Here is a 24,930-nt window from a genome sequence, read left to right as displayed (position 1 = left end):
AATGCAATAACAACAGTATACGCGCGGCTGGCCCGTACGGATGCGATCAGGCCGTCGCCGATACCCGCTCGCCCGCACGCCACCAGACGATGAGCGCGCCCAACGCCACGACGCCCAGCGCGGCAAATGCCATGCGCCACGACGAGTGCGCGACGATACTGCCCGCCAGCGCCGGGCTGAACGCCGCGCCCGCGCCCTGCATCAGCATAATGACGCTTTGCCCGGCATTGACGTGCCCGGAGCCGCGCAGCGCGTTAACGATATAGCCCGGCACCGCGACGCCTAAAATCCCGGCAGCAACGCCATCAAGGATTTGCACCGGTATCACGGACAGCGGCCCGGCAAAGCTTGCCGCGAGCGCGGCGCGGACTGGCAGCACGATCAGCGCAATCAGAATAAGCCTGCGATAGCCATAGCGCTGTGCCTGCGAGGCGGTGAAGAGCGCGACCGGGATCATGACGCACTGCGAAATCACCACTGTCGCCGCGGCGTAAAGACCGGGGCTCCACAGGCTGCTGCCCGTAGACGCCACGCGCATGCTCAGCATCGGCAGCAGCGCGGCATTGCCTAAGTGAAACAGCAGCAGCGTAAGCCCGGTTGTGATAAGCACCGGGTTACGCAGCAGTACGGAGAGTTGCGGTACGGCATGGGCCTGGTCATTTTTTTCAATGCCGCGCGCCACATCGTGATCGATATCCTGTTCACGGATCGCCAGTACGCAAAGCGCGGTGAAAACGGCCATGCCGGTCATCAGAATAAATACGGCACCGATACCCCACAGCCACATCGCGACGCCTGCCAGCACCGCCGCCACCATATTGCCGCCGTGGTTGAATGCTTCGTTGCGGCCCATCTGCCGGGTGAAGCCGTGCTGGCCGGTCAGGCCGAGCGTGATCCCGGCGACAAGCGGCCCAATCAACGCGGCGGCAAGCCCGGAGACGATTTGCGACACCACGGCGACGCTGTAATGCGTGCTGTACCAGAGCAGCAGCGTCGCGAGCGTCACCAGTGCGCAGCAAGCCAGCAGTAACAGGCGCTTTTTACGGGTGGCGTCGATCATAATCCCGGCTGGCACCGTCGCCAGCAGCGCGGCAATCCCGCCCGCCGTCATCACAAAGCCAATGTCATCCGGCCGCCAGTGCCGCTCCGTCAGAAAAATGCCCAGAAAAGGCCCCAGCCCATCGCGCACATCCGCCAGAAAAAAGCTCATCAGGCACAGTGCCTGTAGCGATCGCAGCATCGGTTTGATCTCCCTGTGATCCTTGAAGGTACGTCATAGCGTTATCGTGTTGTTATCACAAAAGTATGAAGGCAATAGAAAAAGTCACACAACGTTAACGTAACCAAATGAAACGAGCGAGGCGGGGGAGAACAGCCGCGGAGATTGACAGTCATGCTTTTATTTTAGTATTTTCTAAATTTATATAAATCTAAAGTATTAAACCATGACCGATCTGAATGCGTTACACAGGCAGGCCGCCAGTGCCGCCGCGCTTCTCAAAACGCTGAGCCACCCGCAGCGATTGCTGATTTTATGCGTACTCATAGAAAACCCCGGCACCGAAGCCGGAGAGCTTTGCAAAATGAGTGGCCTCAGCCCTTCGGCAACCTCTCAGCATCTGGCGCGGATGAAAGCGGAAGGGCTGATAGAAGGCATTCGCGAGGCACGGTACATCCGTTATCACATTAAAAATGAGGCGGTTGTGGCGGTGGTGCACACGCTTAAAACTATTTATTGTCCGGGAGAATAAAATGTCATCAATATTTATCACCCCTGAGGAAGTGCACGCGCTTTCCGGGCAGAAGATCATGCTGATCGATATCCGGGGGCAGGATGAGTGGCGGCGGGAACATCTGGCTGATGCCCGCGCATTACCGCTGGAGCAGATCCAGCCCGGCTGTCTTGATAAAGACGCTCTGGCGCAAACCGACATGGTTATCTTCCACTGTCAGAGCGGAATGCGAACAGAGAAAGCCCAACAGCAACTGATAGCGGCGGCGCATCCGGCAAACGTGCGGATAATGCAGGGCGGCCTGAACGCGTGGAAAGCGGCGGGACTGCCGGTCATTACCGACCGCCGCCAGCCCTTACCGCTGATGCGCCAGGTGCAGATTGTCGCCGGTGCGCTGGCGCTTGGCGGCACTATTGCGGGCGCGGTAGTGACGCCTGCGTTTTATATTATTCCGGCTTTCGTCGGCACCGGGCTGATGTTCGCTGGCATCACCGGCTGGTGCGGGATGGCGAAACTGCTGGTCGTGATGCCCTGGAATCAGCACCGGGTTTCGTGAACCACACTTGCAAAAGCGGTCCTGATATAGTTGCATAATACAACTATATCTTTGTGGGCACTGTGAATGATTATTGAACCGCAACTGGTTGAAAATATCCGCGTGGCTTCGCGTCTGATGGTCCGTGAGCTCGGCTTTATGAATCAGACGCTGGCGGCAACCAATTACTCGCCTTCCGTCGTTCATACCCTGCTCGAAGCAGAGCGCTGCGGCACGATCACAGCAGCGCATCTGGTACAGGTTCTGGGGCTTGAGAAATCGAGCGTCAGCCGCATGCTGGCAAAACTCGTCACGGCCGGGGAATTACAGGAAACGGGGTCTGCCGGGGATGCAAGAAGCAAGTTGCTTCGCCTGACGGCGCAAGGCAAAACCACGGTCGCAAAGATTAACCACTACGGTAACGAGCGCGTTATTGCCGCGTTAAAAAACCTGTCTGCACCCCAGCGCGAGCTGGTGTCGCAAGGGCTGACGCATTATGCCGGGGCGCTGCAGGCATGCCGCCACGGTGTGGAAACCGGCGAAAAGGAAAATTTGCACATCGTTACCGGCTACCATCCGGGCATGATTGGCCGCATTACGGAAATACATGGCCGTTATTACGCCAGAGAGCATGCCTTTGGCGCTTTTTTTGAAAGCAAAGTGGCCGCGGGGCTGGCTGATTTTGCCAGGCGTCTGGATAACCCCTGTAACCAGATTTGGCTTGCGATGCTCGACGGGCGCATTGTCGGCTCTGTGGCCATTGACGGGGAAGATCTCGGGAGCGGAGAAGCGCATCTGCGCTGGTTAATCCTAGATGATGGCTGTCGTGGCAGCGGCGCTGGCAGAACGCTGATGGCAGAAGCCATGCGGTTTTGCGATGAAAGGCAATTTCCGGCCGTTCAGTTATGGACATTCAATAAACTGACCGCGGCGAGACGCCTGTATGAGTCGTTTGGTTTTACCCTGACAAAAGAGTGGGTGGGCTCTCAGTGGGGAAGCACGATTACGGAACAGCAGTTCACCCGCAAATGTCCTGAATAAATGCATACAGAAAGAGAAAATGAGGCCGGTGCGCCTCATTTTCTTTGGGCTTTGCGTAAAAGCCTATTCCACCAGCGGTGATACGTTCGGATTAAAACTATTAATGATCTGCACGTAGTGCTTACGCTGATACTCGGTGAAGTCAGCCTCGGCGTAAAGCGTAAAAATAATGACTTCCCGGTTCAGGGGATTGGTAACTGCGTCAAAAGGCAACTGAACCAGCGTTTGCACCTGACGAATGGTTTTTCCTTCCTGTAAATAGCGGTTCGCGATCTGCACGACCGGCAGCCGCGACGGGCCGGTTTCGTGGCGGAGCATTTTTCCTTCGAGCTGAAAGCCGGGGAGTTTGTTGCGCAGAATGTCCATTTGCGACTCGCAAAACGCTTCCGGCGTCTGGTCTTCATCCAGCGTCGCGCGATTAATTATCAGGCTATATTCCTGATTATCCGGGTCGCGAAACATCAGCACATTAACGCTTCTGTCGAGCACCGGCGCGGTGGTCAGAAAATTTCCCTCATAAAGCGAATAGGGCTGCACTTTATTACTCATTTTTGAATTTCCTTATTTCCATTGAGTCGGCGGGCAGCGCGATGGCTTCAACCCGCCGGTTAAGCTCTCTGCCCGTTTCATTGTCATTACCGGCGACAGGCTCGCTGGCGCCGAGACCGTAAATATCAAATTGGATCGCAGGCCTCTTTGTAGTTTTCACAAGCCATTCCCGCACCGCGATCGCCCGGCTCACGGAAAGCTGCTGGTTAACCTCAGGGCTGCCGGTGTTATCCGAGTGGCCAATAATCAGAAAACGCTTTTCCGGGTGTTGATTCACCAGCGTGAACAAAGGCTGCAGTGCGTCCGGGCCGTGCGGCCGCAGACGGGCGCTGCCCGATGAAAAGAGTGACACCGGTGCCTGCGAGCTGAAATAAGGTAAATTCCTGTAGCGCCCGATGACGGCCTGCGCTTCCTGTTGCAGACGTGAGCACGGCGATAAACCCCAGTCAGTGAGCCGCGGTTTTTCCGCGCACGCTAAAAGACGCTGTTGCTGCGCTTCAAGTGCCGCCAGTGCGGCGCGCCGGGCGCGTATTCGCCACGGTTCGAGGGCTTCGGTATGCGCAATCAGGGATGTTGTCAGCTGGATTTGTTCACGCGCGCACTGAAATGCAGTGAGCAGCGAGGCGGCAAGCAGGATGAAAACGGCGGTAACGCTCAGTAACGTTCCTGCGGTGCGCTGGTTTTTCACGGTGTCATGTGAGAGCGAGACAGCTTTTAATGCTGGCGGCAGCGGCGGCAACAGCAGCGCGGAAGAGAGCGGCGGAAGCACGCCATACTGATTTTCCAGAAAGCGCGCCCATGCCCCGTGGCGCGTAAAACCCTGACCGTCATCGGCCACCACAATGCCACTCAGACATAGCGTGGGATGTGTCGTGAGTGGCATCAGCGCTTCACGTAACGGCGTGGTCTGCAGCCAGTTCAGCAACGGTTTGCCCATGAGGCTTCGCTGACGCGTTTCGATGTTGTTCGACGTGCCCATAGCATCGAAAGCCTGTGCAAGCGTTTCAAAGGGTGTGGTCGTTGGTGTTTCAGTCCAGGGAGAAAGACAGTGCAAACCGGTCCAGTAAACGCTATCGGTGTTGCTTAGCCTGGCGTAAATAGCAACACAGCAGGGCAAAGGATGCGCCAGGCCCAGGGCTGCGACGGAACGTTGCCACTCCTCCAGTTGCGCCGCGAGCGTTGCGACATCGTCATAACCGTCCGGCAGCAGAGGAAGCCAGAGCCGGATCTGTGCCTGTGGGTGCTGCAGGCGCACCTTTTCAACGCGGGTCTGAAGTACCTCCACTGTGGCGGTGAGCAACCACAGGGTGTCCTGCTCTGTCCGTAAGTCCGAAGCATAGCCGGTGCGGTTAAACCAGCGTGCGGCAAAGGGCCCGACGATAAGAATGACCTGTTGGTGGTTCGCTGGCTTCGCGGCTTTCAGCGTTCGCTGTCTGGCAGGTAATAATTGTTGGCCAATGAAACACAACCCAGCCAGCAGCGCCACTATCGCACAAGCGTTGTTGAGCCCTGCAGGGCCGGGCATCAGTTGTGTGGCGATAAACGCCAGCAATGCCGTGGTGCCCGTCAGCCTGCGAGCGGATCTGCGATGTAATGCCGACATTTACTATTGCTCACTTAGGCGCTGTACGCACCACCACCACACACCCGAAAGCGCGGCCATCAAAAGAATGACAAAGGCGATAAGGGCTCTCTGACGAATGATCCCGTTGCCGGCAGGACGCATGACAGGGGAGGCGACAAGATTTTCGCAAGTTAGAGATGGGATTGCCGTTTCATACTGAAAGCGCAGCGTGCGCAGTGCGCTGTCGGTCGGGAAAAGCGCCGCCAGTAAAAACAGAAGCCGTTTCGCGTAGAGATCAAGATGACAGGCTGGTTGTTGCAGCAGGGGCGAAAGCACCTCTGCGACGATGACAGGTTCCTCGTGATAGCCATAATAATGATGGGTCAGCGCATGGCCCTCCCAGCTTAGCCCTTGTCGTGCAAGCATCGTGTGTGCGCGCGCATCTATACAGAGGCAGAGAATTTTACAAAGCCTGTCGACATCCTCTTGCGGCGCGCCTGCCGTCATCAGCGAATGGCAGAATCTGTCAAGCGTTGTTGTCAGCCTGAGTTTTAACTCTGAAAACGAAGGAATAATGCCATCCATAGACAGCAGAATTTCTATCGTGAGTATTTTTTCAAATAATACGTCGGGCGTTACCATGGCTTTTGCAACACCTCGCCCCAGCCCTGACTGTCGCTGAATGAAGACAAGCGCACCCACACCGGTGCTACGGCCGCCGGGCTCGTAAATTCGACGACAATATCCAGATTATCCTCAGCGACGATCACTTTTTTCGCCAGCGCGTCGGGTGTCAGCTCCTGTCGGTAAATCAGGGTGTTATTCTCATCATAAATACCGAGATGCCACCAGCTCACATCTGAGCGCTGATAATCCAGCTCCTTTTTAGAGAATTTAACGACTTTCCTGAAAGGGTAAATTAACGCGATATCTTGCTGTGGTTCTTCCGATTTATCCGCTGAGAAAAAACTGACTTTATTCTCACCCACGACCGACGGATGTACCGCCCGCTTACCGAAATTCACACCGATGGCCTGCTCAAAGGAGTGAAAATCTCTCACGCTTCCGAGGCCATATTTCCCCATTTCACATGGCGGTTGTTCCAGCCCCAACAAAGTCCGAACGCGTTGTTTCGCAACCTGGTCTCGTTCCCACCACGCAAGCGCGACGCTTCCCGTCGCCTTCGCCTGATTACTGTGGTCTGCCCAGACTTTGGGGTGTTGCCTGCGGCCATAAAAATGCCAGAGCAGGATCTTATGCGGGCAATAAATATCGTAGCCATTGGTCCATGCGCGTGCCGCCATGGCTATCTCTTCACCCGCGAAGAAAATATGCGGATCGTTGGGCACTTCTTTGACAAAACTGCCATCAGCAAAAATAAAACCGCCAGCCAGATAGCCGCAGCGTAAAGGCGATGGCGACGTTACCGTTCGGGAAGAGAGCATGACAATACCCTGTGGGGTAAACTCACGGAAAATAAGCCGACTGATGTAACGCTTTCTGTCTTCACTATTATCCGGGTCATAAGGCGGCGGGTAAGTTGATAACACAGGCTTAGAGCTCGATGAGCGCAATTCTTCGACTGTGTTAATCATTTCCTGATCCCAGTTTTCAATAAAACGGCAGTGGGAATCGATTTGCAGGAAATAGTCTTCGTCGTTAAATCGCGTTTCGGCCATATGACGCGCCCAGCACGCCCCCTGGCTGGTGTAGTAGTGCAGGCTTATTACATCAATCACTACGCCTGCGAAACTGAGTTTATACAACGCGCCGTTATCCATCCCTTCCACAAATACGACGGTAAATCCTTGATTAAGAAACTGCTTAATATCGTTATCGTCCTGCCAGCATACCGAAATATGTAACCGTTCAGGAAAAGCCGCCGTTTGCAGCATATCTTTAAGCGTCGGGATCAGTTCAGGATCCCGGTAACTGGCAATACTAACGAACAGGGTTGAAAGCGAATGATTCATAGGGCAGGCCGCTACTTTGTTTGCAGGATAATTTCAGCCTGAGCGGTAAAATCGCCGTTCGCCGGATGGAGAACGCCTGCCGTGGGCTTAAGGTGCGCCTTCCAGTGAAAGGTCGCCGGGGTATTGGCCACGATATTCGTCAGTTGCTCGCGGGTACTGCCATCTAACAACATCAGTTGCCCTTGGCTGTCTTTGATTTCTATGCCAAGCCTGTCGCTGTTACCGGCGCTATCTTTGACTTTAATATATTGATTGTCCGCAGAGGGCGTATTTGTTGAAATGGCGGCTGTTGCGGAATAATTCCCATAATCAGACTGACAAGTAATGTCAAAATTGAGATCTTTTTCGATGCCGCCTGCAGCCAGGTCCGCTGCGGTAACAAGGCCGAAGTCCACCACTTTATTATTGTTGAAAGTGCATGCGGGTGTACTCACCACCAGTATCTGTCCGATATTAAGTTTTTGAGCATAGTGGCCGATGTTATTTATCAAAACCCAGTTATAAGCAATGTCGCCGGGTGGCAAAAGAATATCACCATCGGGGTTTTTCAGAGAAACGGTTGGCTGTGTTTTATAAAGCTCTATACGGAAGTAAGAGCCTACAGAATAAATAAATCGCCCCATGGGTGACGGGAAACTCATGGCACCTTCGGAGGGAAAATCACCGAAAGCGGAGGCATTATTCCAGCGCAATTTTAGCCCAATGCCCGGCACAGACGTTGGGTAAAGTTTTGTGCTGGTATCCTGTGGGCCAAGATTATAAGGGCTTTTACCGAATGGTGTGCCGTTCAGGCAGTTAATATAAGAAATCCGCGTGCTTTGCAATGAGGAGTCATAGCTGTAAACAGGCACTGTCGTGCTGGTTTGCGCCGCGGCATCAATAGTAATGGTCTGGGATGGAATGGATAACGTCGTGGGGCCGACGCCGTCGCTCAGGTCAACCTCACAGGCCTGAGCTTTTACAATAGTAATAACAAATAGCGCCACAATGGAAAGCCATTTTTTCATTTTTTTAATCCTTTTCTGCGTCCAGTCGGGAAATTAATTCCGCCGGGATAAACTTTAATAACTCATTGAAGTGCATTCCGATGGTCCGCTCGGTAAAAGCCAGTAGCGGTATAACGGGGCTACTTGGCTCGGCATGAATAAACCAGGCGCGGATTTCTTTAAGCCGGGAAAGCGCCTCCGTTCGACTATTAATAGTGTGCGGTTGCGCTGTCATTGTTACTTGCGCAGATACCTCTTCTGGCATCAGCACAGGCACTATTGACTCCTCTCCTGACGCGCCCGGTTGAGGGGGAACAACCGGAGTTTCGCAATAGACCGCTGACTCTTCATCCTCTGAGAGAAACAGGCTCAAAAGCTGGCTCATTTGAGGAAAATCAGGCATATCGATATTGGTTTTCTGCGGGATTATATTTTTTATTTTATCGAGCCATGCCTTTGCCACTTGTAAGGAGCGGATTACAGGATCATTCCGCGTTTTCCATTCGAGACGTAAGGCGGAAAGCATTATTTCAGGCAATGCATCGCTGTCGCGCGGGAGAGCATGCGATTTTTCGAATGTTTTAAGTGTGATCTGCGTACCGGCGGCTTTGGGCAACAATTGATTACGCAAATCGCCAATGATGCCATGAATATCTTCCAGCTCATTTAGCGCGTTAATACGCATCAGGGGATCGAACTCCCCTTCGTCATAAAGCTGTGGATGAATATCTTCAGACCAGCGCGTGAGAAAAAAAGATAGCGCAATGAGCCCTTCCTCAAGCGCCGTCAGTCCTGTTTGTCGCAAGCGGCACCGCATAAGAATAATCAGCAATCTGATATCTTTACTGCGGTTGAACAGGGCTAAACTGTCACGTTCAATTTCCGCCCAGTTTACGGGTTCCGCGGCCTCGATAAACTGACCATATTCCGCATCAAGCCTCGGCTGTAATCGTGACAGCAGTAAAATGAAATCGGAGTCATATTCGAGGTTTACACCGCACGGAAATGCACCTGGGAGAGGCATCGTGAGTGGTTGATAATATTCCGATATCTGCAGAGTATCGATGTCCATAAGTTATTCATCCTTTACGGCAAGCATTATTGCGCCAGGGCGTGGTGAGGAAATTCAGCCATGTTGGTTAAGTTCAGGCTCAAAACACATGCCATAGAGCGGTTTCATAGACTCTTCTCTGGGAAGCCAGCTGGCGTAGCCGAGTTGATGTGTGCCGTCCAGCGAGGCATGCGGCACCGCCTGCGCGTTAAGAAGCAGTTGTACTTCCCATGCGTATTCAAAGCCGACAAAATTGCGCACCCATTCTTTCAGGATGGGAAGATCCTGACCCCACGGGCTAAAACGCAGGTATTGCTCAAGACTGAGCGGCCCGATGATGAGCTGAAATTTATGCTGGCGATCCAGTACGGTTTCACCGAGTATCGCGCCTTTACCGAGTAACATCGCGGCGTCGTTACTGCCTAACTGTGTTTGATCACAGCGTTCAAGAACGATCCACTGACCGACAAACTCTTTGATATTGACGGGTACCTGGAAATAGTCCTGGATAGCGCCAAGCAATCCCTCCGGGTTTCGCGCCTCCCGCACAAGATGTGCAGTTGATCTCAGCCTTGCGTGAGAGGGCAGCGCGAAGGCGGTGATCTCCTGAAGATCCAGCCCGGCCAGACTCCCTACATAAAAGGCGAATTTTTCGTCATCGGTTCTGTCAAGCGTCGCGGAATCCTGTGAAATAAACCAGGCACGATAAAAAAGAGAAAGCGCGCGGTGATGAAAGAGATCGACAAAATCCGCCAGCGCGTGATCGTGATTCTCCATTCGGCTGTAGACGAGTTCGGTAAAATGGAGTGGCATTGCCCCTTGCGCGCCCCATACGCCGGTTCCAAAAACCTGCAGATTCACCTTGCCGTTGCGCCAGTCCATGCAGGCGATTTCACGTGGCGCAAATGCCATATACGCGCGCTGTCCAATTCTGAACGCTTCCTCTGAAGGCAGGGCGGCGCGCCCGACCGGTGGCCGGTGAGAATATCGTGCCGCGATAGCACGTAATACGCTGATGAACCCTGATTGCCAGGGGGCTTCATGTTGATACCACGCTTCCAGGCAAGCGGGCAGCGCCGTTTTCTCTGGGGTTTCGGGAAACATTACAAAACGCCTCGCCTTCCCGGGCGCGCTTTCCAGCGACTGATGCGTCCACGTTGCATGGAGACTAATTCTGTTTCGGTGAACACATTAATCGCAGCATGTCGGGCGATGTAATTTTCCATAATGAGACCGAAGAGATACGGACTAATGCCTGAGAAACCTGCCTCGTCTACCGTCAGGGTACAGCGCACGCCTCTGCCATAAATAAGCAGACCATCATCGGGTAAGCGGCGGACAATGGGCTCGCTTTTACATCCCACCAGGGCATCTATCTGGGTACTTGCCTCATGATCAGAATGGCTGATGAACAACCGCAGCATCTTGCGTAGCGCTTCTCCACCCGTGCTGTGATCCATGTCTGCCAGCGGCTGATAATTGAAACTGAGCTGTCGTATCAGTCGCCAGGCGGATTCGCCTTCTGCAAAAGGAGTGTGTGGAAAAGAGGGCGCGCAGACAAATCGTGCGCTTTCAACCGGTGCGGCGTCGGTCATGGTGAGATCAAAATGGCCAGAACGAGAAAGCAAAACGGGCAGATCGCGATTAGTGACCAGCGCATCGACCGATAAATAACGCAGATCGTCGCTGAAAGGCGCCTCATGCTGGTCAACCAACGAGATAAACACTTCGGTGCCCCGATACGAGGTGCGTGTTTCATAATGACGCACGTTTTTGTCCAGCGTTCTGGGGCGTCGGGTATGAGAAAAATAACGTCCGGCATTCCCATGATGGTAATGACGCGTCTGGAAAAGAGGACTGAACGTGACTTCGTTGCTGCTTTCAGCCTGCTGTCCTGCCACTTTACTTATCGAAAAAATTTCGTAATCCAGCGGGCGACTGCGATCGGCAACAACATGAAACTCATTCAATGCCCGGTTAATTTCGATTCTGTCCATCTGTTTGGGAAACAGATTTATCACCGGTGTACAAAAAAGCAGAAAGCGCGCAGCCGTGATATGGGCCACCAGATCCTGAGGCGCGTTATCAAGCAAGATAATGATTTCAGCTTCGTTGCTGTCTATCTTTTTTAGCCCTTCACTCAGTTGTGTGAGCGTAAAAAAGTAGAAGCGCTTGCGGCAGGTAAAATATTCCTGAAGAAGCGTATGCCCATGAAAGATGTTCCACTGCGCAGGCAGTAAGGACTGTTCAGGATTTAACCCCTCAAAGGTAAGCGGCATCTCTGTGACTAACGTGTCGACATTCCCGGCAGACGTCTTACCGTGAATCATCATAGCGACATGCGCAGTATGGATGAGTTCAAAAATGTGCGAAACGACACGCTCATCACCGTCAATATAAACAGGCAGTTGTTCAAGCCCGGCTAATTGCGAAAAACGTAAATTCTCATGCAGCTTTAGCTTAATACGCAGTGCGCCTTTAAGGCGCTGAACAGGCAGAACGAATTTTGCTGTCGAAGGAATGTCAGGCGGTAAAGAAGTTAACCTTGCCTCGGTAATCTCCAGTGGCCAGAGCGTGACCGCGTGACCGTTGCGGAATTCACAGCGGGTTGCCTCACCCGGTGCGATGGGGGAATAAAAAGCGCTGTGACGGGCAACGGTATACCCGTGAGTTAAATCTCCCTCTTTGAAATCGGGCTTCAATTGCACTACCCCCATAGAGGGAACCGGAGAAGTATAATTAGGATAAATAATATCTAACAGGCGCTGTGTAAACCGCGGAAAGCCGGCGTCCAGTTTAATCTGGACTCTGGCAGACATAAAACAAAACGCTTCTATCAAACGTTCCACGTAAGGATCGGCAATTTCAATTCCATGCATACCCAGGCGCGCAGCAATTTTGGGATGCTGCAATGCAAACTCCTGCGCCATTTCTCGCATGTAAGTGAGTTCTTTATTGTAATAATCAAGAAATTTATTATCCATGCCATGTCCTGATTAAGTGCTTGCCATTCCATTCAGCTTAGAAAGGACGGTTTAAAACGCTGAGCATAACGCTGTTATTCAATTTTGAATTTTGATTGATAACCTGTATCGGCTTTTCTACAGCGAGAGCTTGTCCTTTGCGTTTTTTATAAAGAAAATTATGAGAATCATTCATTGAATGTATAAAAAAAGTTCCATTAATGCACTAACCAAAGGTCGTAAAGCCGCTCAGGCGAATAGGTTATCTGATAAAAGTATGTCATGACAAAAGGACAGGCTCAACGCCCGAGGTTGACTGGTAGCGTTTTAGAAAAATGTTCTGGAAAGATATTTACTTAAAAAACAGTTTGTTACGCTGGGTGTTCGTTTCAATTTAGGAATTGTGCTTGGATTGCTTTCTTAAAACGTTCCTGTAACTGGATTACATATTTATCTTTCCTCTCTTTTTGTCTAATTTCTAAAAAAAGAAATGGCGCAATCGCGTAATCAGGCTGCAGTTCTTTTCGGAAACTATGTTAAGAGAAAACATAAAGTGGCTATCTCAAGGAAGAATCTTTTTTCAAAGCTGGGTGACACGCTCTTCAGAAGTATTGAAAGCGCAACGACGCTCTGTAAGTTACGCGGTAATCCTTATGTGGAGCTGGTCCATTGGATTAATCAGCTCTGGCACCAGGAAGATAACGATCTCAAACATGTCGCACGTTATTTCAACGTTGACTGCGAATCCCTGGAGCGTGAGTTAGCGCGTTCTCTTAATCATTTACCTGATGGCGCAACAGCGGTCGCAGATTTTTCTTATCTTATTGAGCTGGCGATTGAACGGGCCTGGATGTATACCAGTCTTGAGCATTCTGAAAGTAAAATACGTAGCGGACATCTTTTAATAGCGTTGCTGACGTCTGTAGAGCTTCGCCGTGCTTTATTAGCGATTGCTGCGCCACTGGAGAAAATTGTACTCGAGCAATTCAATCGCGATTTCAACTATATCACCCGCAATTCACCTGAAGTAAAAGAGAGCGAATCGACGGTATTTCTTAGCAGCCAGAATGCTATTCCAGGTGAAGCCAGCGGCGCTATCAAATTACAAGGCAGTGGCAGCCTTGCTCAATATGCAACCGACCTCACCGCGCTTGCCAGAGAAGGAAAGATTGACCCTGTGCTGGGCCGCGATCGCGAAATCAGCACAATGATCGATATCCTTCTGCGGCGCCGTCAAAACAATCCCTTACTGACCGGAGACGCTGGCGTTGGCAAAACGGCTGTCGTCGAAGGACTGGCGCTCGCCATTAGCGCAGGTGAAGTGCCTCCCTCGCTCGCTGAGGTGCGCTTAATGAGCCTGGATATCGTGGCGCTTTCTGCAGGGGCCAGTATGAAAGGCGAATTCGAAGCGCGTCTTAAAGCTGTGCTGGAAGAAGCGGCCTCTTCTGAGCAACCGGTGATTCTATTTATTGATGAGGTTCATAATCTGGTCGGCGCGGGAAATACCGCAGGAAACGGCGATGCGGCAAATTTACTGAAGCCAGCGTTAGCCCGTGGTCAGTTAAGGACAATCGGAGCAACGACCTGGAGTGAATTTAAACGACATATCGAAAAAGATCCTGCGCTGACACGTCGTTTTCAGGTGTTGCAGGTAGAGGAGCCTGATGAGGACAATGCCACGGAAATGTTGCGTGGTCTGGTGCCGGTGCTGGAAGCGCATCATAACGTCTGGGTTTTAGAAGAAGCATTACGCGCAGCCGTAAAACTCTCGCATCGCTATATCCCCGCCAGGCAGTTACCTGACAAAGCGATCAGTTTGCTGGATACGGCCTGCGCCAGAGTTGCCGTAGGGCAATATGCGCCCCCGCAAATGTTGCAGGATTTAAAATACCAGACGGAATCTGCAAAAAGGCAGCTTTCGCTGGCCGTTAAAGCCAGTACGCTTGGTAAAGGTAATGAGGCATCTGTTAATGCATTAAAGCGCGTTATCACACAGAAGATTAAAGAAGCCGATTCGTTTGAATCGCGTTGGCTGCAGGAAAAAAATATTGTTAGCGAAATTAATGCGCTGCGAGCCACGCTACAGAATCATTGCCAGCAGGAAAACGTCGATGACGAACAGCAAGCAGCGTTAAAAAAGGCACTTTTACAGGCAGAGAGTCATCTTAATCGGGTTCGTGGTGAACAGGCGATGATTCACACGGAGGTTAGCGCAAATGTCGTTGCCGCTATTGTAAGTGAATGGACAGGTGTTCCGATTGGCCAGATGCTTCAGGATGAGATGAATATTGTCCGCGAACTTCCTTTGCATCTTGCTGAACGTGTCACCGGCCAGCCTTTTGCGCTTAAGCAAATCAGTGAGCGTATTTTAATGGCCCGGGCAGGCCTGGCGGATCCTGGCCGTCCGACAGGCGTCTTTATGCTGACAGGGCCGTCCGGGACCGGTAAAACGGAAACTGCGCTGGCCATTGCGGAAAAAATGTATGGCGGCGAGCATAATCTCATTACTATTAATATGAGTGAGTATCAGGAAGCGCATACTGTATCTGCTTTAAAAGGATCACCGCCGGGATATATTGGTTATGGTGAAGGAGGCGTTCTTACCGAAGCGGTTCGCCGTAAACCTTATAGCGTTATTTTGCTGGATGAGATTGAAAAAGCCCATCCTGATGTGCATGAGTTGTTTTTCCAGGTTTTTGATAAAGGACGGATGGAAGATGGCGAGGGTCGATTAATTGATTTTCGTAATACCATCATCCTGTTAACAAGCAACGTGGGTAGTGAAAAGCTAATCTCGTTATCGCGTGATGAAAATACACTGCCTGAAGAGAAAATGCTGGCAGAACTACTGCATACTGAGTTATTAAATTTTTTCCCTGCTGCATTTCTCGGCCGGCTAACGGTAATTCCTTATCTCCCTTTGAGGAGAGAAGCATTAGGATTCATTATAAATACTCAGCTTAAGCGGGTGGCAAAGCGTCTTTATGAAAATCATAAAGTAACGCTTGAATATAGCGATGAAGTGATTAACTACATTATTGACCAATGCCACGTATCCGATACCGGCGCGAGAGTGTTAATTCGTTATATCGAGCAGAATATTTTACCCCAGATAGGAGGGATTCTTATGAATAACGCCCAAAAAGCGAAGCTTTCAGGCGTGACGATCTCAACGGGAACAGAATGTCTTCTGGTAGCACCTTATTGCGAGGATGACATAGCAGAAAAAAGCACTACTGTGCAATAAACGGGAACCATACAAGGATGGTTCGTTTTCGAAAGCTATTATGTGAATAAATGAAGGATTATCATGCGTAAATTACGTTTTGCATACTGCGCTCTGGCGCTTGGCTTAATTTCTGGTTATGCCAGCGCAGCTTCGCAAGGGACCGTTACTTTTAACGGAAAACTGATTGCTGAAACATGCGAAATCGACACCAATGATGTGGATAAAACTGTCACGCTGCCGACGATATCCACACAAACCCTTGCAAAAGCGGGAGATGAAGCAGGTAGCACGACATTTACGATTAAAGCAGTCAGTTGCCCTGCTGCCATTACTAAAGTGGCTGCGCATTTTGAAGCCCTGGATTCCACAGGATTCGATCCGGTTACAGGTAACCTGACAAATGCTGCTGCAACGGGAGGCGCTAAAAACGTAGAGGTACGGTTATATAATACCGACTCAAGTGTTATTGCCGTTGGTGAGACTGGTGCTGCGTTTGATGTACAGCCTGACCAGACAGCTTTAATGCGTTATATCGGTGGCTATTATGCTACTGCCGCCACCGAAGCGGGTGATGTCACGGCTAAAGTAAATTATACCTTAAGTTATCCCTGATATTTAAATATGGCGACTCTGAAAAGGGTCGCCATTACCGAGTGCTATATCATCATTTCATAAAAATAGTTAATTAGGGTTTTGCTATGTCTTTCAAACTTTTAAAGATAATGGCTGTTTTTTTGTGCGGCATTTCTGTTTGCTCAGCGTCAATGACAATCAGCGGTACGCGAATAATATTTCCTGGTAATGAAAAAGATGTCAGTGTACGCACGAATAACAAAGGCAGCCAACCTGCTCTGGTACAAGTATGGGTTGATGATGGTCAAACGGATTACCCTCGCTGACGGGCACTTTCAGGGCTATATCCCGGCTCGCTACCCGCTGACGCCGCAAGCGACGCAGGAAACCCGCCTCGGCAGCCTGACCGACTGGCAGCCGGTCAGCGAGTCGCTCTGTATCGGGCTTGGCAGAAAGATGCTGATTACCGATAACGCGGACTATGCGCTGCCGGATCTGCGTGAGCTTCGGTTTTATTAAGGCTGGGCGATGGAGAGAAAAAAACAGTTCGCGCCGACGCTACTTGACCGGCTGCTGGACGAGGAGCCAAAAGCCCGCCACGAAGCGCATGACGCGAGTTTTATTAATGCGCGTCGCTACCGGCAGTTAGTGCTGCGCGATATTGATGTGTTACTCAACAACACCAATATTGAAGCGCTCATCGACCCGGTGCGACACCCGGCGGTGGTTAATTCGGTGATTAATCACGGCCTCGCGCCGCTCTCCGGGAAATATGCGACGCCGCAAAGCTGGACGATGGTAGAGCAGGCTATCCGCAACGCATTATTGCGCTTTGAGCCGCGTATTATCCCGTCATCGCTGGTGGTAAGTCCGAAGCGGCAGTCCGCGCCGGGTACAACGCTGTGGTTTGAAATAGCGGCGTTGCTTTACTGGCAACCGGAACCCGTCGGGTTTGCGGTTAGCGGCAGTTATGATACCGAAACGGAAAAAACGACGCTGACGGCGTTATAGAAAAAAGATGCGTCGCGCCTCTTTTTCATTACCGTATAACAACGGTGGAGAATAAAGGTGCCAAATCCATCTGGCGAGGGTAATAATCCGTTACGGTCAATGCTGTTATTTACAGCGCGCCATTAATTAATGCGCAAACGGAAATAACAAACACGCTGATTTGCGAAAGGATAAAAAATTTCGCACCGAAACTATATTCCATGTTTTGCTCTCCCGGAGCAGGTCAGAGGCTGTATTTCGTCAGAATGTCATTAGTTGCGGAACGTTATAATTACAGTGCCTTAATGGCGCGATATCCCGTCAACGATGACTGCAATGCAAATAATAAAAAAGCCGCGGGGCGAGTGCGGCTTAAAACCTGTATTCAGGTGGCTGGGGATAGTAGGAAATAACCCAACCTTAATCAAGCGATGGGTCAATATTCCCTGAAAAACCACTATATTTTGTAGCCGTACTCCTGCGGCGACGTTATGGTTTTTACGCCACCACGAACCGGTTAACCAACTGCGACATGGTTTCAGACTGATTATCCAGCGTCTGGCTGGCCGTCGCGGCCTCGGAAACCAGCGCGGCGTTCTGCTGCGTCACTTGTTCCAGCTGGTTTAGCGCCTCGTGCACCTGAGATACGCCAAGCGACTGTTCCGCCGCTGCGCGGGCGATATCGCTGATAAACGTCCGCATCCGGGCAGTATTGGCGACTGCGCCATCCAGCGCCTTGCCGGAAGCATCGACATGTTCCACGCCTTCGCCGATTTTCGCCATGTTGTTCGCCACCAGCTCGCGGATAAGCCCTGCCTCGCGGGCGCAGCGCTGCGACAGCGTGCGCACTTCGGAAGCCACTACCGCAAAGCCGCGCCCCAGTTCTCCGGCACGCGCCGCTTCCACCGCGGCATTGAGCGCGAGCAGGTTAGTCTGGAAGGAAATGTCGTCAATCGAGCCGACAATCCGCGAGATCTGCTCGCTGGAGGCCTGAATATCCGCCATGCTCTGGCGGGCAGCGTGCGCCACCGCGCTCGCGCTCTGCATCTCTTCTTCCATCAGTCGCGTCAGGCGCTCCGCCTCATGGGCGTTATCGGCCGTCTGGGTAATAACCGTCGTTATCTGCTCCATGCTGGCGGCAGTTTCCACCAGCGATGCCGCCTGTTCATCCGTGCGCTGCGCCAGATCCTGATTGCCCGCGGCGATATCGGCGCTGGCGTGACGCAACACGACCGCACCGGTTTTTATTTCAGCGACGATCCGCTGAATATCTTCAATGGCGCGGTTGTAGGCGCGGTTCAGGGCGGAGAGTTCATCGCTGCCCGGCACGTCCAGACGGCGCGTGAGATCGCCCTCCATGCCGTCAATGGCGGTGAGCGTCGCATGCAGCTGACGATGGATGCTGCGCGCCACCACGACGGCGAAACTCACCGCCACGATAAGCGCCAGCAGGGTAATGGCGAGAAAGCGCTGCCAGCCTGCGCGTGCGTCGCTTGCAAGCTGGCCTGCTGTGGCGAGAAGCTGCGCGGAAGCGGCGTTCTCCAGCGTGCGCAGGGTATCGATACGCTGCGTCTGTGCGGTAAACCAGCTCGCCGGTGACACGCCAAACCCACCGCTCGCGGCTTTCCCGAACGCTATCTGACGCAGCGCCAGCGCGCGGGTCGCTGACGGCAGCGCGAGTGCGGCGTCAATCCGCTTCACGCCCTCAGCGTCGGAAAGCTGGCGCGAGGCGGCGAGCCACGCCTGCTGTTTGCCCACCACTTCGCTCAGGCGCGCCAGCTGGTCATCTGCAAAACGATCGGCGAAGAAAATGCCGGAAAGGAGCGCGCGCTCAACGCCCGCCTGTTCTTTCATACTGAGCAGGCTGTAGTAAACCACCATCTGATTCACAATCACTCCGGCGTGGCTTAAGCGCGTACTGCGGCCCACCAGCTCCAGCACGGTGCTGATGGTGTCGGTATAAAACGCAACACCCTGCGGGGCGGGAAGGGAAAGGGCGGTTATCTGCTGGCGCGTGTCGTCAAGCATCGACACCCGCTGGCGGAAGGCGCGGATGGCCTCGCCCACGCTGCCTTTCAGGCTCTCTTCATCGGTGTTTTTCATGGCGGCGTTAAAGGCCGCCAGCGCGCTGTCCGTCCGGGCGCGCTGTGCGGTGAGCTCACGGCTGAACTGCGCGCCGCGGCTGCCCAGATAACCGGCGCTCAGGCCGCGTTCTTTTTGCAGCTCATGCACCACATCACCGGCGCTTTTCGCAAGGCGCGTCACTTCTTCGACGTTGCGCATCTGCCGTTCGGTATCGATGCGCGACAGCATCCCGGCACCCGCCAGCCAGAGCAGCGCAATTAATAACGGTAAAAGCGCGATGGCTAATTTGGTTTTCATAGAGAGGCGATATATCCATGACATTAGCGTCATTCCTGTGTTGCGATAGAAATCGTTATATTTCCTATCGGTAAGACAAATTAGATGCTTTAATCGCTGCCGCTGCGTTTGAGGCCAAAAAATAACTCAAAAGAGTTATTCTGATGATCCAGAATAAAAAAAGACGAGTTATTGTTTTCAGAAAAGATAAAAGCCAGCGATAAATGGCTGGCTTTTACAGGCAGGTGGTTCCTTGTTTAAGGTAAATTCCCTTAATCAGTCAGGAGCCGGTCAGGCGTAACGCGGTTTTCAGGCGGCCCAGATTTCTCCATTCAGGCGCACCAGTTCAGAGAGCGAGCCGCCATCGGCGGTAAATTCACGAATGCGGTGTACGTCGCTGTCGTTATTCTTCACATATCGGTGGATCGCCTCCAGCGCGCTGCTGGCGTTCAGCGGGCGGGCATAGCGCTCAAGCTTGTCGAGCAGGCGCAAAATATCCTCCCCGATGGTGCGTTGCTCGCCAGTGCTAACATCCGTCAGCGTACCTTCCAGCCCATAACGGCAGGCCTGAAAACGGTTAAACCGGTAAATCAGGTAATCCTCAGCCTTATGTTTATAAGGCCGCTCATCCAGCAGCCAGTGGGAAATCGCCTGAATAAATCCGGCGATATTAATGGCGCGCTCAAGCGTTAATGGCGTATCCATCACGCGCACTTCCACGGTGCCAAATCCGGGGCTTGGGCGAATATCCCAGTGCAAATCTTTAATCGACTCCACTACCTTCGTGCCTTCGAGACGCGCATACATATTCTCGAACTGCGTCCAGTCGGTGGCAAATGGGGCCGGGCCGTTATCCGGGAAGGCCGAGAAAATATTGAGTCTTGAGGAGGCAAAGCCGGTATCTGCGCCCTGCATATACGGCGAAGACGCCGACAGCGCGACAAAATGCGGCACGAAACGCGACAGCCCGTGCAGCAGATACATCGCTTCTTCTCCGTTGCGACAGCCCACATGCACATGCTGACCGAAGACGGTGGCCTGCTTGATGAGATAACCGAACAGCTCCAGCGTGCGGGCGTAACGCTCGCTGGAACATACTTCCTGGCGCTGCCATTTCTGAAACGGATGCGTGCCGCCGCCGCTTATCATCAGGTGATATTGCTGGGCGCAGGCGAGAATTTCACGCTGCATGGCAGCGAATTCTGCGGCCACCTGGTTGATATCGCGACAGACGCCGGTCGCGATTTCCAGCATGCTTTCGGTGATATCGTGCTTCACTTCACCCGCCGTGACGCGGCTCTCCAGCGCGCTGATCAGCGTTGAGGAATCCTGGCTTAAGTTAAAGCCGGGCGGGCTGACCACCTGGAGCTCCAGTTCAACGCCCAGGGTGTAGGGTTCGGAAGGGGCAAACGGTTTAAGGGGCATGGGCAGCTCGCTTATCAGTAAAGGGTTTTCTCCAAGTATAGTCATGCAAAATCATCCAGTTGCGGTGAAAACGCTCAGATAAAACCGAGTTCCTGTGCGCGGTTTTCCCGCTGCGTTATCGCTATCTTCCTGGTTTCACTCCTGATATAAATTTTTATTAACAACCATCAGGAGGAGTGCTTGTGGCTTATTTCAACCATTACGATCAGCAGGTCGGCGCGCCAGTGCCGGACTGGAAAGGCGCACGGATGCCTGAGCGCACAACGCTTGCAGGGCGCTACTGCACGCTGGAACCGCTGAATGCCGACGCGCACGCCGCCGCGCTGCTGGCGGCCTATCAGGACGCGCCGGACGATCGCGACTGGACATGGCTTGCAAGCGATCGCCCCGATACGCTCGCGCAGTGCCATGAATGGGTGGCGCAAAAAGTGATGGATCCGTCGCTGGTGCCTTTCGCGGTGATGGATAACGCGCGCGGCGAGGCGGTCGGGCTGGTCTGTTTTATGCGCATTGATAAGGCTAACGGCGTGCTGGAAATAGGCCACGTAACCTGGTCGCCGCGCATGAAAAACCGCGTTACCGGCACCGAGGCGCTGTGGCTGTTGATGCGCGACGCCTTTGAGCACGGTTTCCGCCGCGTGGAGTGGAAATGCGATTCGATGAACACCGCTTCGCGCCGCGCCGCTGAACGGCTTGGCTTCACGTATGAAGGGCGACTGCGTCAGATGATAGTGCGTAAAGGGCGCAACCGCGATTCCGAATGGTTTTCGCTGCTCGACAGCGAATGGCCACAGGCCGATGCCGCGCTGCGCGCCTGGCTGTCGCCGGAGAATTTTACCGCCGACGGTATACAGAAACAGCCGCTCAGCCACTTCCGGGCGCGTTCACCAGCGTGAGGATCTGCTGCGCCTCCTGACGCCAGTGCAGTGTAAAGCACTGCGTTTGTGCGAACGGCCCGAGCGGGCAGGCGAGGCGCAGCGTTAACTGATGGTCGTCCAGCGCGACGACTTTCGCGCATTCGAAACCGAACCAGTCGCCCACCTGCGGGAACAGCGCTTTAAAAAGACTCTCTTTAGCGGAAAACGCGAGCGTCAGGGCGCTGGCGAAGGGCAGCGGCGTACGGGCCAGCAGCGCGCGCTCTTGTGTGTCGATAATACCGGGCGCCAGCTCGCGCGCCGTCTGCGCGTCCATCAGGTTTTCAACGTCGATCCCGATGCCGCCCGGCGTGGTGATAACCGCAGCCCAGGCGCGGTGGCCGGTGTGCGTAATGCTGCCGGTGAAACCCGCAGGCCAGCGCGGCTCGCGGTGCGCGCAGATGCCGGGCGGGGAGAATGGCGCGCCCGCCGCCTTCAGTGCGGCGACGGCGGCGATACGGCCCGCCAGATGCTCGGCCTGACGTGACGCGACGGCATTCGCCAGCATGGCGTGGTGCGGCAGCCACAGCAGATCGGCAGGTGTGAAAGTGTCGGGAGCGAAATCAACGCGCCAGAGCGGGTGTCCGGCGAAGGTGAATGAAGTGAGGGTGGTCTGCATCGGAAAAAGGCGGGCATCGCTGCCCGCCGTTGTCATTATCAGAAATGAGTGTTAATGCCCATGAACCAGGTCCGGCCCGATTCGTTATAGGTTTCCGCCCCCGCGCCATACATCCAGGCGTTGGTTTTGGCGTTACCGGTGGTCTGGGCGTTGCCCGCGCGCCAGTGACGCTTGTCGAAGACATTATCAACGCCCGCCGTCAGGCTGACGTTTTTGGTCACATCCCAGGTGCCGCTGAGGCCGACGATGCTGTAAGGGCTGACTTCATTGGTGCCGCTGTCGGTCACGCGCTCGCCCTTATAGTTGTACATCTTCGGCTTCTGACGGCCATACCAGGTGAGCGTGCTTTGCAGCGACAGATCGTCTCGCACCTGCCAGCTCAGCGTTGAGTTCAGCGTAAATTCCGGGATGATCGACAACCGATCGCCGGTGGTTTTGTTCTTACTCTGCAACATCCAGGTCAGGTTATTGCTCCACTGAACGGTATCGGTCACCGGCAGGTTTAGCGTGCCCTCAAGCCCTTCCACCACGGCTTTCGGCACGTTCTCCCATTGGTAGAGATCCGTTTTATTGCTGATGGCCGTGACGCGGGTATAACCGGCTTCGATCTTGTCGTGGTAATCATTACGGAACCAGGTCAGGCCCGCCTGATAGCCATCCTGCTTATACTCAAGGCCAATCTCTTTGTTGACGCTGGTCTCCGCCTTCAGGTCTTCATTACCCATCAGGTAGCAGCCGGTATTGGTGGCGCTGGCGTAGCAACCCTGGCCACGGCTGTAGAGAATATAATTTTCGTTGGTCTGATAGAGGCTCGGCGCTTTGTAGGCGCGCGCGATGCCCATTTTCAGCGTTACCGCGTCGGTCAGCGCCTGCGTCAGGTTCAGCGCCGGGCTCCAGTTATTGCCAACGATAGTATGGTGATCGAAGCGCAGCGACGGGGTCAGCGTGGTGCTGTCGGTGAGCTGCATATTGTCTTCCGCGAACAGCGAGAAGATCTCCGCTTTGGCATACGGGCTACGGTTAGTGGAATCGACGCCAGGGATAGCGCCGCCGCTGGTGGAGCCGGTCAGCGCCTGCGCGGTAGAGGTGCCATCCTTCATACGCTGCTGATTCCACTCGGTGCCGAGCGTCAGGTTCTGGTTCACCAGCCAGTCGAAGGGAATGCTCACTTCGCTGTGCAGCAGCACGTCGCTCAGGTTGATATCGGAGAATTTCTCGCTGTTAAACAGCCCCTCCAGGCCGCCCGTCAGCCCTTCGCCAAGACGCGAGTTGCGCGTGTGTTCATACTGGGCGTAAGTGTTGGTGGTTACGCCGTTATCCCAGCCGCCGGTCCAGGTGACCGCATAGTTCTGGCGATAGAGACGGTTGGTCTCCTTGCCGTAGTATTTTTTCACCAGTCCGTTGGTGCTGTTGTCGTTGTTGGTGTTCTGAGTGTCGCCCGCGTAGAGATTGCCCTGGCGGCTATAGCCCGCTTCAAACTCCAGCGCCTGCATCGGCGCGAATTCCCAGCGTACCTGGCCGTTAATATCTTTATTCACCACCCCTTCGCGCCCGGCGGGCAGGGTATCAGCGTAGCTGCCGGTGCGCAGCGATTCATGCCCGGCGTTGATGTCCTGCGCGTCGGCCTGGGTTTTCGCCAGGTTCCCGTACAGGCGGAAACTGACGCTGTCGCCAAGCGGTCCGGTGAGGCTGAAGTTGGTGCGTTTGGTGGCGCCTTCGGTTTTGTGTTCCGGCACGTCGAAGTAGCTGTTCCAGCTGCCGTGCCAGTCGTTGCTGCTGCGTTTGGTGATGATATTCACCACGCCGCCCGCCGCGCCGTTGCCGTAGCGTGCGGCGGCAGGGCCGCGCAGCACCTCGATACGCTCGATCATCTCCGGCGGCACCCAGGCGGTATCGCCGCGGCTGTCGCGCTCGCCGCGCCAGCCCTGACGCACCGAATTACGGCTGCTGACCGGTTTGCCATCAATCAGGATCAGCGTGTTTTCCGGGCCCATCCCGCGGATATCGATCTGGCGGTTGTTGCCGCGCTGGCCGCTGGTGGAGTTGCCTGTCAGGTTGACGCCAGGCATGGTGCGGATGATTTCCGACACATCGCGCGCCGGCGGGTTTTTGCGTATTTCATCGGCGGTAATGGTCGAGACGCCAGGTGCCTGAAGGTTTTGCTGTGCGGCGGTGACGACTATCGTGTCATCGCCATCCGTTGCGTTGCCATCCACGGGAGCGGTGCTCTCCTGCGCCCAGGCGGGCAGCGCAGCGCCATACATCCCAAGATTAATCAGCATCGCCAGAGAAAGAGGGAGCTTTTTATTCATTTTGTATCCTGCTGTCTGTGCTGCGGCCCGTAAGTCCTTCCCCAGTGGGGCAGGGCGCAGCAGGGAATAGGCCAGAGCCGCTATACGCAAACCCCGCTCGTCCCGGAGCGGC

At 53.8% G+C, this 24,930-nt stretch carries 20 protein-coding genes and 2 pseudogenes; 9 read left to right on the top strand and 13 right to left on the bottom strand.

The window, feature by feature from the left end:
- Nucleotides 1–46: 46 nt before the first annotated feature.
- Entirely contained in the window at nucleotides 47–1,240 is a 1,194-nt protein-coding gene (locus G9X48_RS10340) for an MFS transporter (protein WP_088275551.1), read from the bottom strand.
- A gap of 205 nt (nucleotides 1,241–1,445) precedes the next feature.
- Between G9X48_RS10340 and G9X48_RS10335 the strand changes: the two genes are divergently transcribed.
- From G9X48_RS10335 to G9X48_RS10325, 3 genes are all read left to right on the top strand, one after another.
- The gene (locus G9X48_RS10335; RefSeq protein ID WP_007865434.1) at nucleotides 1,446–1,751 is read left to right on the top strand and encodes a metalloregulator ArsR/SmtB family transcription factor; all 306 of its coding nucleotides are present in this window, start codon (nucleotides 1,446–1,448) and stop codon (nucleotides 1,749–1,751) included.
- A gap of 1 nt (nucleotide 1,752) precedes the next feature.
- On the top strand, nucleotides 1,753–2,289 hold the full coding sequence (locus G9X48_RS10330) for a rhodanese family protein (protein WP_097564443.1): 537 nt from the start codon (nucleotides 1,753–1,755) through the stop codon (nucleotides 2,287–2,289).
- 66 nt (nucleotides 2,290–2,355) lie between these two features.
- Complete coding sequence (locus G9X48_RS10325; RefSeq protein WP_097564445.1) at nucleotides 2,356–3,309, top strand: helix-turn-helix domain-containing GNAT family N-acetyltransferase; 954 nt, start codon at nucleotides 2,356–2,358, stop codon at nucleotides 3,307–3,309.
- Nucleotides 3,310–3,372: 63 nt separating this feature from the next.
- Here G9X48_RS10325 and G9X48_RS10320 read toward each other — a convergent pair whose 3' ends face one another.
- From G9X48_RS10320 to tssF, 8 genes are read right to left on the bottom strand one after another with little or no spacing between them, the layout of a single operon-like run.
- A complete protein-coding gene (locus G9X48_RS10320) occupies nucleotides 3,373–3,858 on the bottom strand; it encodes a DcrB-related protein (RefSeq protein WP_069682540.1) in 486 nt (161 codons plus the stop codon).
- Nucleotides 3,851–5,461 carry an OmpA family protein gene (locus G9X48_RS10315; protein ID WP_165770545.1) on the bottom strand — a complete coding sequence of 537 codons (1,611 nt, stop codon included), beginning with the start codon at nucleotides 5,459–5,461 and terminating at the stop codon, nucleotides 3,851–3,853. The genes G9X48_RS10320 and G9X48_RS10315 overlap by 8 nt, the downstream gene beginning before the upstream one ends.
- A gap of 3 nt (nucleotides 5,462–5,464) precedes the next feature.
- Nucleotides 5,465–6,064 (bottom strand): DotU family type IV/VI secretion system protein, encoded by a 600-nt coding sequence (locus G9X48_RS10310; protein WP_014729372.1) that lies wholly within the window; start codon nucleotides 6,062–6,064, stop codon nucleotides 5,465–5,467.
- Nucleotides 6,058–7,395: a GlcNAc-transferase family protein gene (locus G9X48_RS10305; protein ID WP_097564447.1), complete on the bottom strand. Its 1,338-nt coding sequence runs from the start codon at nucleotides 7,393–7,395 to the stop codon at nucleotides 6,058–6,060. The genes G9X48_RS10310 and G9X48_RS10305 overlap by 7 nt, the downstream gene beginning before the upstream one ends.
- Nucleotides 7,396–7,406: 11 nt before the next feature.
- Nucleotides 7,407–8,402 (bottom strand): fimbrial protein, encoded by a 996-nt coding sequence (locus tag G9X48_RS10300; protein WP_097564449.1) that lies wholly within the window; start codon nucleotides 8,400–8,402, stop codon nucleotides 7,407–7,409.
- 4 nt (nucleotides 8,403–8,406) lie between these two features.
- The gene (locus G9X48_RS10295) at nucleotides 8,407–9,453 is read right to left on the bottom strand and encodes a type VI secretion system ImpA family N-terminal domain-containing protein (protein WP_097641185.1); all 1,047 of its coding nucleotides are present in this window, start codon (nucleotides 9,451–9,453) and stop codon (nucleotides 8,407–8,409) included.
- Between the two features lie 54 nt (nucleotides 9,454–9,507).
- Nucleotides 9,508–10,536, bottom strand: a complete 1,029-nt coding sequence (gene tssG, locus G9X48_RS10290; protein WP_097641186.1) for a type VI secretion system baseplate subunit TssG — start codon at nucleotides 10,534–10,536, stop codon at nucleotides 9,508–9,510.
- Nucleotides 10,536–12,416: a type VI secretion system baseplate subunit TssF gene (gene tssF, locus G9X48_RS10285; RefSeq protein ID WP_097641187.1), complete on the bottom strand. Its 1,881-nt coding sequence runs from the start codon at nucleotides 12,414–12,416 to the stop codon at nucleotides 10,536–10,538. Before tssF ends, tssG begins: the two co-directional genes overlap by 1 nt.
- 532 nt (nucleotides 12,417–12,948) lie before the next feature.
- Here tssF and tssH point away from each other — a divergent pair.
- The 5 genes and pseudogenes from tssH (at nucleotide 12,949) to G9X48_RS10260 (ending at nucleotide 17,208) form a co-directional block, all read left to right on the top strand.
- Nucleotides 12,949–15,642, top strand: coding sequence for a type VI secretion system ATPase TssH (gene tssH, locus G9X48_RS10280; RefSeq protein ID WP_097641188.1), 2,694 nt, complete (start codon nucleotides 12,949–12,951; stop codon nucleotides 15,640–15,642).
- 63 nt (nucleotides 15,643–15,705) lie between these two features.
- The gene (locus G9X48_RS10275; protein WP_007848124.1) at nucleotides 15,706–16,236 is read left to right on the top strand and encodes a fimbrial protein; all 531 of its coding nucleotides are present in this window, start codon (nucleotides 15,706–15,708) and stop codon (nucleotides 16,234–16,236) included.
- A gap of 86 nt (nucleotides 16,237–16,322) precedes the next feature.
- Nucleotides 16,323–16,511, top strand: a pseudogene (locus G9X48_RS10270) (fimbria/pilus periplasmic chaperone); the annotation flags it as partial.
- Nucleotides 16,507–16,716, top strand: a pseudogene (locus tag G9X48_RS10265) (type VI secretion system accessory protein TagJ); the annotation flags it as partial. The pseudogenes G9X48_RS10270 and G9X48_RS10265, both read left to right, overlap by 5 nt.
- Nucleotides 16,717–16,725: 9 nt before the next feature.
- On the top strand, nucleotides 16,726–17,208 hold the full coding sequence (locus G9X48_RS10260) for a GPW/gp25 family protein (protein ID WP_007848162.1): 483 nt from the start codon (nucleotides 16,726–16,728) through the stop codon (nucleotides 17,206–17,208).
- Nucleotides 17,209–17,685: 477 nt separating this feature from the next.
- Here G9X48_RS10260 and G9X48_RS10255 read toward each other — a convergent pair whose 3' ends face one another.
- Together G9X48_RS10255 and G9X48_RS10250 are read right to left on the bottom strand one after the other, a co-directional pair.
- The gene (locus G9X48_RS10255) at nucleotides 17,686–19,593 is read right to left on the bottom strand and encodes a methyl-accepting chemotaxis protein (protein ID WP_097641189.1); all 1,908 of its coding nucleotides are present in this window, start codon (nucleotides 19,591–19,593) and stop codon (nucleotides 17,686–17,688) included.
- Between the two features lie 264 nt (nucleotides 19,594–19,857).
- The gene (locus G9X48_RS10250; RefSeq protein ID WP_097641217.1) at nucleotides 19,858–20,973 is read right to left on the bottom strand and encodes a YbdK family carboxylate-amine ligase; all 1,116 of its coding nucleotides are present in this window, start codon (nucleotides 20,971–20,973) and stop codon (nucleotides 19,858–19,860) included.
- Between the two features lie 182 nt (nucleotides 20,974–21,155).
- On the opposite strand from G9X48_RS10250, the gene G9X48_RS10245 reads away from it, so the two are divergent.
- Nucleotides 21,156–21,869, top strand: coding sequence for a GNAT family protein (locus G9X48_RS10245; RefSeq protein WP_097641190.1), 714 nt, complete (start codon nucleotides 21,156–21,158; stop codon nucleotides 21,867–21,869).
- Here the strand turns inward: G9X48_RS10245 and entD are convergent.
- Nucleotides 21,838–22,506: an enterobactin synthase subunit EntD gene (gene entD / locus G9X48_RS10240; protein WP_165770546.1), complete on the bottom strand. Its 669-nt coding sequence runs from the start codon at nucleotides 22,504–22,506 to the stop codon at nucleotides 21,838–21,840. The genes G9X48_RS10245 and entD overlap by 32 nt on opposite strands.
- Before the next feature lie 38 nt (nucleotides 22,507–22,544).
- Nucleotides 22,545–24,818 (bottom strand): TonB-dependent siderophore receptor, encoded by a 2,274-nt coding sequence (locus G9X48_RS10235; RefSeq protein WP_085661934.1) that lies wholly within the window; start codon nucleotides 24,816–24,818, stop codon nucleotides 22,545–22,547.
- Between the last annotated feature and the right edge of the window lie 112 nt (nucleotides 24,819–24,930).

Origin of the sequence: Cronobacter sp. HA18006 (genome assembly GCF_011605445.1) — a bacterium.
GTDB lineage: Bacteria > Pseudomonadota > Gammaproteobacteria > Enterobacterales > Enterobacteriaceae > Cronobacter > Cronobacter sakazakii.
This window is presented reverse-complemented; position numbering and strand designations above follow the sequence as displayed.